This is a genomic window from Dokdonella sp., assembly GCF_039926425.1.
Taxonomy (GTDB): Bacteria; Pseudomonadota; Gammaproteobacteria; order Xanthomonadales; family Rhodanobacteraceae; genus Dokdonella_A.
Genome location: NZ_JBDSWZ010000285.1, coordinates 1 through 11,075, shown reverse-complemented (window position 1 = coordinate 11,075; position 11,075 = coordinate 1). Strand labels below are relative to the sequence as shown.

General features: G+C 64.4%; 10 protein-coding genes and 1 pseudogene. 3 read left to right on the top strand and 8 right to left on the bottom strand.

Annotated elements, in window-relative coordinates; genetic code table 11:
* From ABIV12_RS16300 to rlmM, 3 genes and pseudogenes are all read right to left on the bottom strand, one after another.
* Positions 1-389 (bottom strand): annotated as a pseudogene (locus tag ABIV12_RS16300) (benzoate transporter); the annotation flags it as partial.
* 130 nt (positions 390-519) lie between these two features.
* Positions 520-1,257, bottom strand: coding sequence for a VTT domain-containing protein (locus tag ABIV12_RS16295; RefSeq protein WP_348061268.1), 738 nt, complete (start codon positions 1,255-1,257; stop codon positions 520-522).
* 120 nt (positions 1,258-1,377) lie between these two features.
* On the bottom strand, positions 1,378-2,457 hold the full coding sequence (rlmM, locus tag ABIV12_RS16290) for a 23S rRNA (cytidine(2498)-2'-O)-methyltransferase RlmM (RefSeq protein WP_348061266.1): 1,080 nt from the start codon (positions 2,455-2,457) through the stop codon (positions 1,378-1,380).
* 141 nt (positions 2,458-2,598) lie between these two features.
* On the opposite strand from rlmM, the gene ABIV12_RS16285 reads away from it, so the two are divergent.
* The gene (locus ABIV12_RS16285; RefSeq protein ID WP_348061264.1) at positions 2,599-4,293 is read left to right on the top strand and encodes a glycoside hydrolase family 44 protein; all 1,695 of its coding nucleotides are present in this window, start codon (positions 2,599-2,601) and stop codon (positions 4,291-4,293) included.
* 120 nt (positions 4,294-4,413) lie between these two features.
* Here ABIV12_RS16285 and ABIV12_RS16280 read toward each other — a convergent pair whose 3' ends face one another.
* From ABIV12_RS16280 to ABIV12_RS16265, 4 genes are all read right to left on the bottom strand, one after another.
* Positions 4,414-4,980, bottom strand: a complete 567-nt coding sequence (locus ABIV12_RS16280) for a nucleoside deaminase (RefSeq protein ID WP_348061263.1) — start codon at positions 4,978-4,980, stop codon at positions 4,414-4,416.
* 7 nt (positions 4,981-4,987) lie between these two features.
* The gene (locus ABIV12_RS16275; protein ID WP_348061270.1) at positions 4,988-6,964 is read right to left on the bottom strand and encodes an oligopeptide transporter, OPT family; all 1,977 of its coding nucleotides are present in this window, start codon (positions 6,962-6,964) and stop codon (positions 4,988-4,990) included.
* A 156-nt stretch (positions 6,965-7,120) separates the two neighbouring features.
* Complete coding sequence (locus ABIV12_RS16270; RefSeq protein WP_348061261.1) at positions 7,121-7,597, bottom strand: nuclear transport factor 2 family protein; 477 nt, start codon at positions 7,595-7,597, stop codon at positions 7,121-7,123.
* A 96-nt stretch (positions 7,598-7,693) separates the two neighbouring features.
* Positions 7,694-8,503, bottom strand: a complete 810-nt coding sequence (locus ABIV12_RS16265) for an AraC family transcriptional regulator (protein WP_348061259.1) — start codon at positions 8,501-8,503, stop codon at positions 7,694-7,696.
* A 227-nt stretch (positions 8,504-8,730) separates the two neighbouring features.
* On the opposite strand from ABIV12_RS16265, the gene ABIV12_RS16260 reads away from it, so the two are divergent.
* Entirely contained in the window at positions 8,731-9,138 is a 408-nt protein-coding gene (locus ABIV12_RS16260; protein WP_348061257.1) for a DUF3224 domain-containing protein, read from the top strand.
* A gap of 44 nt (positions 9,139-9,182) precedes the next feature.
* Here ABIV12_RS16260 and ABIV12_RS16255 read toward each other — a convergent pair whose 3' ends face one another.
* Positions 9,183-10,115 carry a LysR substrate-binding domain-containing protein gene (locus ABIV12_RS16255; RefSeq protein WP_348061255.1) on the bottom strand — a complete coding sequence of 311 codons (933 nt, stop codon included), beginning with the start codon at positions 10,113-10,115 and terminating at the stop codon, positions 9,183-9,185.
* Between the two features lie 138 nt (positions 10,116-10,253).
* On the opposite strand from ABIV12_RS16255, the gene ABIV12_RS16250 reads away from it, so the two are divergent.
* On the top strand, positions 10,254-10,796 hold the full coding sequence (locus ABIV12_RS16250; RefSeq protein ID WP_348061253.1) for a peroxiredoxin: 543 nt from the start codon (positions 10,254-10,256) through the stop codon (positions 10,794-10,796).
* Positions 10,797-11,075: the final 279 nt, after the last annotated feature.

Sequence of the window (11,075 nt, the reverse complement as noted above, 5' to 3'; positions counted from 1 at the left end):
GCAATCAGCGCAGCCAGTTCGCGTTCGTTACGTTCGGCCCGCCCTTCGATCCACGCGCCGGCCATCACGGTCATGCCATAGAACTTCGCGATCCGCGGGATCTGAGGGTTCTCTGCGGACGAATAGGTGCGCAGGCGCTTGGTGAAACGGGATAGCAGGCGGATGTCGCTGTCGACCTCCGTCTCGTTCGGGAACAACTGGCGAGTGGGATCCTGATAACGCTGGAACGGGTTGAATGCGACGCCCCCGATGTCGCCCTTCCAGTCGGTAATGTGCACAGGGCGGTTGAGAAACCCCCACAGACCCACATTGAGCGCGGCCACCAGCAAGGTCAGCGCAAGGGCACGCCACAGCGATTTGCGCACGACGGGGGGCTGGGTGCGACTCAACGGGGCCTCGGAAATTGGGCGCGGACAGCGAAGCAGCATAGCGGAACGCAAACCACCCGCTCAACGCGATGTGCGTGGTCGTTTTCGCGCGGATTTCGCCGACGTTGACGTGAAATGGTGGCAGTCGAGTTCAATCGCCCGGTTCCGCCCGCGCCCGCGCCGCCTCGCGTCGCTCCCGCGCGAGCCGGCGAAGCTGACTGAGCACCACCGGAACCAGTGCAAGGATCGCCATGCCGAGCAGCGGCAGCAGCACGCGTCGATGCGCGAAAACGCTCAGCGACACCGAACCTTCGCGCGCGATGATGTCGGTCAGGCCTGCGCCGAGCGCCGTCTCGAATGCGATCATCACGGCGCCTCCGGCCGCGGTCGTGGTGATGAACAACCACAGCGGGCAACGCAGCCAAGCGAGGGCAACGGTGACGCCGCCAAACGGAAAGAACGGCACCAGGCGCAGGAACAGCGCGAAGCTGACCGGATAAGACTGGTAGCCCGAACGCAGCCGCTCGACCAGCGCCGGTGCGGAGCCGCTGCCATGCGCGAACGCGGATCGGCTCGCGAGGAACAGGATGGCCGCGCCGAGCGTCGCTCCAAGCGTCGACAGTAAGGTGCCTTCGACAAATCCGAACAGCATCCCTCCGGCGAGCACGATCACGATGCCGCCGGGGATGCCGGTGGCGATCGCCAGAGTCATCAGTCCGATCTGCGACAACGCGGCAAGCACTGGATGCGCGGCGATGTCTGCCTGCAGATCGATCTGCTCCTGCGCGATGTGCTGCGGCGCGAAGCGATCGAGCGCGCCGGAGAAGAACAGCGCGACGCCGATGCCGACCAGGATCAGCAGGGGCAGGAAGGAACGCAGCGATTTCATCGAAGGACGATCACGGGCGACAGCGGCGAGGTCGCCAAGCATAGCCGGTGCACGCGTGCACCCGGAGGTGCCGCTGCCACCCGGCATTCAGTCCACCGGCGCGTTCCGATACAAACCCGCTCAATCGAGCGCACGCGCGTACACCGTGATCTCTTCGCGGTCGTGGTAAAGCTGTTTGGCGCGCAGTTCCACCCGGCCGGCGAGCGCATCGCGCACCAGCGAAAAACACTGCTGCACTTCGTCGTAGCGCTTCTTCATCGGCAGTTTCAGATTGAACACCGCGTGGCGGCACGCACCGTCGGCGAGCCACTGCGCCATCAGCGCGGCGACGCGACGCGGCTGCTCGACCATGTCGCACACCAGCCAGTCGACCGGTTTCGACGGCCGGTAGCGAAATCCATCGCTGCGCAGATGCTCGACCAGACCGCTCCCGAGCAGGGCGGCATCCATCGGTCCGTTGTCGACAGCGGTCACGTGGAGCGAACGCGCGACCAGTTGCCAGGTCCAGCCGCCTGGCGACGCGCCGAGGTCGACTGCTCGCATCCCGGGTTTCAGCCAGCGCTCCCGCTCACCGTCGTCGAGCAGCACGATCAGCGCTTCCTCGAGTTTGAGCGTCGAGCGGCTCGGCGCCGCCTGCGGGAATTTCAGTCGTGGTATGCCGCCCGGCCACGGCGCCGCAGCATCGACCATGGCGCGGGCAACGAAGCCGGCATCGGTCGCGGTCATGCACACATGCAGTCGCCAGCGCGAACGCCGGTCGATCATCTGGTCCTTCTTCATGACAGCGATGAGCGCTGCATTGAGTCCGCGGCACAGCGGCGCCAGCTCGCGCGCAGCGTCGCTGTCGGGGGATTCGACCCACGCGTCGCACCAGCGTCGCGGCTCGCCGTCGAACGCATCCGCCTGCACGATCGGCAGCAATTCCGACAGGCGATCGCGCGCCGGCAGATTGCGCGCACTCCCCAGCGCTCGCAGCAACTGGCGCGAGAACACCAGATTGCGCCACGTCGCGCTTCGAGCCAGTCGATCGGCGGCATCGGCATCCGGCAGCACGAACTCGACGAATCCACTGCCGCGCTCGGCGCGCGCGTACCCGCCGCCGCCAGAGTCTGCATCGTGGGCCGCCAGTTCCTGCGCGCATTCCCCCTCGAATCCGGGTCGGCAATAGGCGAGCAAGCTGGTGGCGGTTGAAGCGGGCATGATCGGACCGGGCACGCGTCCATCATTGGCCGCGTCGCATGATGCCTGTCGCGCCGCCCCAAGACGAGTGTGATGGCGTCGCGGGAATCGTGCGGCCGCGGTCGATACCGTCGCGCAATCCGCCACGTAAGAGGACCTTCGATGCGCATCGCACTGCCTCGCCACCCGCTTGCACTGTCGGCAATCGTGCTGGCATTCGCTCCCGCGCTGCTGCCGACACGCGCTGTTGCGGCAATCGCGGTGGCGGTCGACACCGCCGCAAACGTGCATGCATTCAGCCCGCTGATCTTCGGGGTCGCGTTTGGCGACCAGACGCGCAATGCGCAGATGGGCTACACGCTACAGCGGTGGGGTGGCAATTCGGTCACGCGCTACAACTGGCAGGTGGACGTGCACAACACGGCCTCCGATTACTACTACGAGAACATTCCCGGCGCGTCCGATCGCACCCACGTTCCACCGCTCGGCAACGCCGCCGACGCGTTCGTCGGCGCGGCGCGTTCGGCGGGAAGCGATGTGCTGCTGACCATTCCGACGATCGGCTGGACGCCGCGGGCCGACTCGCCACTCCAGCACCCTTATTTCGCCGGATTTTCCGTGATGCGTTACGGCGCGCAGCAGTCGACGGATTTCTACGATCCCGACGCCGGCAACGGCGTTCGCACGAACAACACGCCGATCACCGGCAACGATCCGGCCGACACGTCGATGCCGGCCGATCCGGCATTCCAGAAGGCCTGGGTTGCGCACCTGGCGTCCACCTTCGGCGGCGCTGGTGGCAATGGCGTGAAGTACTACGCGCTCGACAACGAGATCATGCTGTGGAATTCGACCCATCGCGACGTGCATCCGCTACCGACCACCTACGACGAAGCGTGGTCCGCCGCGGTGAGCTATGCCGCCGCGATCAAGCAGCAGGATCCGGCCGCGAAAGTGACCGGTCCGGTCACCTGGGGGTATTGCGATCTGTTCGGATCGGCTGCGGACAACTGCCTCACCGGCAACGATCGCACCGCGCATGGTGGAATGCCGTTCGTCGAGTGGTATGCAAAGCAGGTGTGTTCGCAGCCACTTGCCGGCGGCGCGCGCGCGGTCGACTACATGGACCTGCACTACTACCCGCAGGGCAACGGCATTTTCAGCGATGACGATTCTCCGGCCACGGCCGCGCGACGGCTCGCGTCGTTGAAAGAGCTGTACGACCCGGGCTGGATTTCCGATTCGTGGATCAGCGACCTCGGCGACAGCGACGGCAACCACTACAGCAAGCCGAACCTGATCCCGCGCGTTCGCGGCTGGATTCAGGATCAGTGCGGGTCGACCGGCATGAAACTCGCGATCACCGAATACAACTGGGGCGGCGACAACACCACCAGCGGCGCGGTCGCCCAAGCGGAACTGTTCGGCATCTTTGCGCGTGAAGGCGTGGACATGGCCAATCGCTGGACCGCTCCGGCAGCGGACAGCAAGGTCGAACATGCGTTCACGCTGTTCTTGAACTACGACGGCGCCGGCTCGAACGTGCAAGGTTCGAGCGTATCGGCGATCAGCGCGAACGTCGACCAGCTCGGCGCGTACGCCTTCACCGGCGGCTCGCGCACCTTCGTGCTGCTGACCAACAAGACCACGTCGGCGCAGACGGCGACGGTAGGCTTCGCCACGTCCCCCGGCAGCAACTGGACGCTGTATGGCTTCGACGCGACGCACGCGGTGCACGCGATTGCGACAGGAGCAGTGACAGGGATGACAGTGTCGTTGGCCGGCTTGCCTGCGATGTCCGGCAACCTGCTGGTCGTCTCGGGGAACGATGCGATCTTCGCGGATGGCTTTGAGTGATGGCGGTGAGAACGAGAGCGGAAGCCTGACGCACGAAACGCACGAAGAACTGAAAATAAAAAAACGATCTTCACGTTACCGTCTTCGTGCTCTTCGCGTTTCCATCGCCGCCGTTGGCCCTCAATATTTCTCGCCGCCCAACTGGGCGTAGAGCGTGAACACGCCTCGGGCGTCTTCGCGCAGCACGTCGCGCCGCACGGCGACGCCGCGCTTTTCGAGTTCGCCGATCCAGTCGCTCGGCAGCGGGCCTTCGTCGAATTCGCTCAGTTCCATCACGTCGGTGGAGCGCGCGCCGATCACCAGGGTGTCGATGCCCGCCCAGATGCACGCGCCGTAACACATCGAGCACGGCTGAGCGCTGGTCGCGAGCGTGTAGTGACGGCCGTCCTCATTCAGGCGCGCGCGACCGACGCGCCGCTGCGCTGCAGAGAACGCAACCACTTCGGCATGCGCGCTCGAACATTGCTGGGTGAGCACGAGGTTCACCCCCACCGCGACGACCCGACCGTCACCGTCGAACACCCCGGCGCCAAACGGTCCGCCGGTGCGTTCTTCGATGTTGCGACGGGCCAAGCGGATCGCGAGGCCGACCTGCGATTCGTCGTCGGTGTAGAGACGCGTGGCGTCGACCTCGTCATCGACCCACGCAGGCAGAGTCAGTTGCAACGGAATGAGCATCGATGTCATTCGGGACTTACGCGACCTGATTCGACAGCCGGCCCAGCCAGCGATAAAGCGCGATCATGACCACCGCGAATGCCGCGCCGCCGATCCACAGCGCAGGACCCGCGGCAAAGTCGTCGCTGACCAGTGCGAGCGGGAAATCGGTGCCGGAGAACGCGACGCACGCGGCGATTACGACCCCGAGCAAGCCTTCTCCGACGATCATGCCGGAGGCGAGCAGTACGCCGAGTTGCTTGGTCGATTCGGGATTCTTCGAGCGGCGGTCTGCATTGCGGTCGAAGTACCAGCCGGCAATTGCGCCGACGACCACCATCAGTGTGCTCTGAGTGGGCAGGTAGATCCCGAGACCAACGGCCAGGGGCGACAGATGTGCCGACTTGGTGGTCCGGCGCATCACTTCGTCAATCACGATCATCACCACACCGATGGCCGCACCGATCTGGATCAGGCCCCAGTCGATGTTGTTCTGGATCACGCCTTGTGCCAGCGCCGAGATCAGCCCGGCTTGTGGCGCGGCGAGGGCGTGGTCGCGCACAGGTCCCGGTGCGCCGACGAATCCGTACGCGTGGTTGAGGAGGTCGAGGATCGGCGGAATGATCGCGGCGCCCGCGAAGACGCCGACGACCAACGCCCACTGCTGTTTCGACGGCGTCGCATCGACCAGCTGGCCGGTCTTCAGATCCTGCAGGTTGTTGTTGGCGATTGCTGCCGCAGCGAACACGATCGACGTGACGAACAGCGCGAACGCGACGAGTGCGGTTTCGCTGCCCGCCGGCAGCGACGAACGGAGTCCGAACACCAGCAGCAACGCGGCGCTGATGACCACGATGATCCCGATGCCCGACAGTGGGCTGTTCGATGAACCAATCAGCCCGGCCATGTAGCCGCATACAGCCGAGACGAAGAAGCTCATCAACACGATGAAGATCAGCGCACCGACCACGAGCCCGAGGGTGTGGTCGCCGAGACCATGTCCGGCGGTCCGCGCGAAGTCGGCCACCAGCCAGCCGATCGGAAACAGGCAGATCAGCGAAATGAGGCCGACCTGTCCGATCGGGATGTCCTGTTCCGTGCGGGGCAACGTGCTCGCGTTGCCGGCTCCGCGAACGCGCGACGCGGCGACCGCCGACGCCAACCCGCTGATCACCGGTTTGACCAGTTTGGCCAGTGTCCAGATCGCGGCGACGGCGATCGTTCCGGCGCCGACGAAGCGCACCTTGTGGCTCCACGTCGTATTCGCGAGCGTCGCGATCGAGTCTGCTGCGGGGGCAAGCGCCGAAAAGTGCGGAACGCCCCAACCCCAGCCGATCACCGCGCCGACCAGCATCGCAACGCCGACCCAGAGGCCGACCAGGTGGCCGATGCCGAACAGCGCGAACGAAAGAAAGAAATCGAATCCGGTGACGCCGCCGCGCTCGCCGCCGATGCGGAAGTAGTGCACCACGTCGGAGGCGAACACGCGCGTCGCGACCACCACCGCGAACACCGCCGAAACGATCGATCCCCACAGTACCGCGAGAAGACCGGCACGGTTCGATTTCGCCGCAGCTTCCGCGCTGACGCCGTCGCTGGCACCTGCTCCAACCTTCAGCACCTCGGCGCACGCGACGCCTTCCGGATACGGCAGGTCGGAGTGGGTGACCAGCGCTCGTCGCAGTGGAATCGAGTACATCACGCCGAGGATCCCGCCGAGCGCGCAGATCGAGAATGAAGTCCAGTAGTTGAAGCCGGTCCACCAGCCGATCAGGATCAGGCCGGGCAGCACGAAGATGATGGACGACAACGTGCCGGCCGCCGAGGCGACCGTCTGAACGATGTTGTTTTCCTGCAGTGTCGAATCCTTGAAGTAGCGCAGCACCGCCATCGAGATCACCGCGGCCGGAATCGACGTCGCGAAGGTCAGGCCGGCTTTCAGCCCGAAGTACACATTCGCGGCGGTGAAGACGATGGTGATCAGCACGCCGATGACCAGGCCGCGGATCGTCATTTCCTTGCGCGGTGGCGCGCTGATGCCGTCGATGGCGCTCACGATGCTTGCTCCGACATGCCTGATTCTCCGCGTGGAATGAACCGGCGGAGAGTAGCGTATCCGGCGCAGGGCAGGGCCCTTTCGCGATGCTTCTCGAAGCGGGGTGCGACCGCGCTACAACCCGAGCTCCGAAAGCCCCGGATGATCGGCAGGTCGCGCACCTGCAGGCCATCGATACAGCCGCGCCGATTCGGCGATCGGAAGATCGTTGATGCTCGCGTGCCGATGCTGCATCAGCCCCTGTTCGTCGAACAGCCAGTTCTCGTTGCCGTAGGAGCGATACCACTGGCCCGAGTCGTCGTGCCATTCATACGCAAAGCGAACCGCAATGCGTGCGCCGTCGAAAGCCCACAGCTCCTTGATCAAGCGGTAGTCGAGCTCGCGCGACCACTTGCGTCGCAAAAACGCGATCACCGCGTCACGGCCGTCGACGAACTCTGCGCGGTTGCGCCAGCGCGTCTCAACGGTATAAGCACGTGACACGCGTTCGGCGTCGCGGCTGTTCCAGCCATCTTCGGCCATGCGGACTTTCTGAAGTGCAGTCTCGCGAGTGAACGGCGGCAGCGGAGGGCGTGATTCGGCGTCGGTCATCGGTGCGATCTTCCTCGTCAGGATTTCGGTGGTTCTTCGTATTCGATCATTGCCAAAGCACGCATCCTGCGAGCATACGCCGCGACGTTTCGCGCGTCAGGCCGACGCGGCGGCTCCTCGCACATACTCCCCCGGCGTGCGTCCCACCAAGGTGCGGAAATCGCGGATGAAATGGGCCTGGTCGAAATAACCCAGGGACAGCGCGAGATCTGTCCAGTCCACGTCGGTGCCGCCAGCAAGCCGTTCGACCGCTTCGTGCAGGCGATACCGGTTGATGACCCATTTCGGGCTGACGCCGACGTAGTCGTTGAACATCCGCTGCAATGCGCGCTTGCTGAGACCGTGGCGATCGGCCAGCGCTTCGACGCGCAGGAGACTGCGATCGGCGGCGATCCCGGCAACCATGTCGGCGACAACCGACACGCGCGGATCCGCAGCAGGTCTGCGGCCAGCGAGAAACCGCGCTGCAATCGCCATCATTCCGTGTACGTCATCGGCCGCGAGAACCTCCTCTTCGAGCAGATCGGCGTCGTGACCGAATACGTCGTCGAGCGGCAGCGACGCGTCGGTGATGGTCGAAACTGCACGGCCAAGGAACGGCCGGAAGCCACCGGCCCGGAATTTCACGCCAAGTGCGCAGCCACGATCTTTCAGCACGCGCGTGAACCGCGTGGAATGGACGCCGAAGATCCTCGTGAGACCGCGTTCGATCACCAAATGCACGTTTGGATGCGGGAGCGTCTCTCGCGTCTGCGGCAGATGGCCGTCGAGATCCCAGCGCACGAACCAGAAATGGTCGACGACATCCGACAGGGCTTCGCATGGCGCGATGCGCAGGTGCTGAAACGCACATGGTCCCGTTTGCGCTCGCAAGACGCCGCGTGCCCTGCCGACGTCGCGCGTCATGCCTTCATCCGCAGCCACCCGTGGCGCGCCCGTCGCGTTTTTCCAATCCCGTTCGCCTGGCGCATGATTCAATCCGTTCCCGCGTCATCGCTGGAGGCCGCATGGGCATCGTCTCTCGCGTCACGTTTCACATTCTCGCATTCGCCTGCCTGTGGGGCGTGTCCGGCTTGGAAGCCGCTGCGCCCGCTGGGGGGTCATTTCCCTCGTTCAACAATAAAGGAGCGCGCATGAACCAACATGCCAAAGGTCCATTCGACGTGAAGGTGCTGCCGCAGAAAGCCGACAATCCACCGGCGGAAAAATCCGGTGTCGGCCGCATGTCGCTGGACAAGCAATTCCATGGAGCACTCGAAGCGACCAGTCAGGGCGAGATGCTCGGATGGCGCAACGAGGCGGGCGACTCGGGCGGCTATGTCGCGATCGAGCGCGTCACAGGGACGCTGGACGGTCGCAGCGGCAGCTTCGCGTTGCAACACAGCAGCACGATGCATGGCGGGGCGCAGCAGCAACACATCCAGGTGATTCCAGGGTCAGCCACGGGCGAACTCGATGGCCTGTCCGGAACGATGATGATCGTCATTGCCGCCGGCGGAAAACACGCGTACGACTTCACGTACTCGCTGGCGGGCGGATAGACAGCAGCGTTCGCGCACGCCCAAAGAACAATGGATGACCCGTTCTAACGCGGGGTTCCTCTCGCCGCATCGACGACCGGTTCGAGAATGCCGTCAGGAAGGCGCGTCAACTCGATCGCCAGCTGCTTGAGGAACTGGCTCATCGCCGAGCTTCGTCGCCACACCAGCGCGATGCGTCGGCTCGCGTGGCCACCGCGGAACGGAATCAGACGCATGTTGGCCTGCTGCGCCACCGGAGGCTTGACCGCGAGGACCGGCAGCAAGGTCACGCCGACGTTCGCCGCGACCATCTGGCGTAGGGTTTCCAGGCTTGTCGCGCGAAAGCCGGTGCGTTCGTTTGCGCCGGCAAGCTGGCACACCTCGAGCGCCTGGTCGCGCAGGCAATGACCGTCTTCCAGCAGCAGCAGGCTGGTCTGCGCGAGGTCCGCAAGCTTGAGCCACTTGCGCCCGGCGAGCGGATGGCCAAGCGGCACGGCCAGCATGAAAGGTTCCTCGAACAGGAACTGCTGGTGCAGCGAATCATCATGAATCGGTTGCGCGAGAATGCCCGCATCGAGTCGCCCCTCGCGCAGTTGCGACAACACGGCTTCCGTTTTTTCTTCCGTCAGCAGCAGTTCCAGGCGCGGAAAACGCGCGCGAATATTCGGGATCACGTGCGGCAGCAGATAGGGAGCGAGCGTCGGGAAGATGCCGAGGCGAATCGCTCCGGACTCCGGATCCATCGTGCGGCGCGCGATTCCGCGGATCTGCTCGATGTCGTCGAGGACCACGCGCGCGCGCGTTGCGATTTCGCGACCGACCTCGGTCAGCAGCACCTTCCGCGGCGTGCGTTCGACCAGCACGACGCCGAGTTCCTCCTCCAGCTTGCGGATCTGCGTCGACAGCGTCGGCTGGCTGACAAAACTCGCGGTTGCCGCACGTCCGAAGTGCTTGTGTTCGGCCAATGCGACCAGATAACGGAGATCACGAAGGTTCATGATTCGATTCATCCATCCTATCAAAACGATTGTATCAATCAATTGGCTGGATGACGCGACGGACCGTAGTATTGCGGTTCTCCATTTCAGCGGTGCCTTTCCAGCACCCATCCGATCCATCCATCAAGGAGCATGCTCATGCTGACCGTCGGCGACAAGTTTCCCGAATTCAACCTCAAGGCCACCGTTTCCACCGAGAGCCTCGAGAAGGCGTTCTTCCCGATCACCAACACCACCTACAAGAACAAGTGGCTCTTGGTGTTCTTCTACCCGAAGGACTTCACCTTCGTCTGTCCGACCGAGATCAAGGGATTCGGCGATTTGAACAGCCAGTTTGCCGATCGCGACACGCAGGTGCTTGCTGCGAGCACCGACAGCGAGTTCGTGCATCTTGCCTGGCGCAAGGACCACAAGGACCTGCATGACCTGCCGTTCCCGATGCTGGCCGACACTGCAAAGCGCCTGTCGACTGCACTTGGAATCCTCGATCCGGAAGAAGGCGTGGCGAAGCGCGCAACATTTCTCGTCGATCCGGAAGGCATCATCCGCTTTGCGTATGTGACCGACGGCAGCGTCGGTCGCAATCCGCAGGAAGTGCTGCGCGTCCTCGATGCGCTGCAGACCGACGAACTGTGCCCGTGCAACTGGAAGCAGGGCGAGCAGACCCTCAAGGTCGCCTGATCGTCCATCGTTGAACGCGACCCGCGCGCAACGCGCGCCGGTCGCACGATGTTCCACCGGCATCGATCTCTCCCCCCGTGAGATGCCGGCTCGGGCGACGGTCCCCTGATCGTCGCCCGACTTTTTTCTGCCGTCCGGCCGTCCCGCCGGACCGCCTCCCGGAGAACGTCCCATGTCTCTCGACGCCATCAAGGGCAGCCTGCCCGACTACGCCAAAGACCTGCGCCTCAATCTCGATTCGGTGCTGAGCGAATCGGGTGCTGCAGGCCTCAATCCGCG

Excerpts from the sequence above, each read along its gene's own strand:
- ABIV12_RS16255 (WP_348061255.1), bottom strand. The coding sequence starts at position 10,115 with ATGAACCTTCGTGATCTCCGTTATCTGGTCGCATTGGCCGAACACAAG.
- ABIV12_RS16285 (WP_348061264.1), top strand. The coding sequence starts at position 2,599 with ATGCGCATCGCACTGCCTCGCCACCCGCTTGCACTGTCGGCAATCGTG.
- rlmM (WP_348061266.1), bottom strand. The coding sequence starts at position 2,457 with ATGCCCGCTTCAACCGCCACCAGCTTGCTCGCCTATTGCCGACCCGGA.
- ABIV12_RS16280 (WP_348061263.1), bottom strand. The coding sequence starts at position 4,980 with ATGACATCGATGCTCATTCCGTTGCAACTGACTCTGCCTGCGTGGGTC.
- ABIV12_RS16265 (WP_348061259.1), bottom strand. The coding sequence starts at position 8,503 with ATGACGCGCGACGTCGGCAGGGCACGCGGCGTCTTGCGAGCGCAAACG.
- ABIV12_RS16275 (WP_348061270.1), bottom strand. The coding sequence starts at position 6,964 with ATGACGATCCGCGGCCTGGTCATCGGCGTGCTGATCACCATCGTCTTC.
- ABIV12_RS16270 (WP_348061261.1), bottom strand. The coding sequence starts at position 7,597 with ATGACCGACGCCGAATCACGCCCTCCGCTGCCGCCGTTCACTCGCGAG.
- ABIV12_RS16295 (WP_348061268.1), bottom strand. The coding sequence starts at position 1,257 with ATGAAATCGCTGCGTTCCTTCCTGCCCCTGCTGATCCTGGTCGGCATC.
- ABIV12_RS16250 (WP_348061253.1), top strand. The coding sequence starts at position 10,254 with ATGCTGACCGTCGGCGACAAGTTTCCCGAATTCAACCTCAAGGCCACC.
- ABIV12_RS16260 (WP_348061257.1), top strand. The coding sequence starts at position 8,731 with ATGAACCAACATGCCAAAGGTCCATTCGACGTGAAGGTGCTGCCGCAG.